Annotated in this window: 1 protein-coding gene; it reads left to right on the forward strand. The window is 54.1% G+C overall.

Annotation, left to right across the window (positions count from 1 at the left end; genetic code table 11):
* Positions 1-268: NHL domain-containing protein (locus tag S1OALGB6SA_RS05575; RefSeq protein WP_195910323.1), on the forward strand; the 268-nt coding region annotated here is incomplete at both ends.

Raw genomic sequence — 268 nt, forward strand, 5'->3', positions numbered from 1 at the left:
AAATATGAATAAAATATCCAGTATCTCGGTTTTGGCTCTTATGAGCCTTTTGGTATCCTGCAAGGTTCCCGAGAGCAAGGCCTGGGTGGTAATAAGCACCTTGGCCGGCAGCACGTTAGGTCATGTGGATGCCACCGGCACAGCGGCAAAGTTTAACCAACCCACCGGCGTGGCTGTGGACTCATCTGGCAATGTCTATGTGGCAGATCGAAGGAACCACCGCATCCGGAAAATCACTCCGGCGGGGGTGGTAAGCACCTTGGCCGGC

The sequence above is a fragment of the Olavius algarvensis spirochete endosymbiont genome, from assembly GCA_900608495.1.
Taxonomy (GTDB): Bacteria; Spirochaetota; Spirochaetia; order DSM-2461; family DSM-2461; genus UBA2779.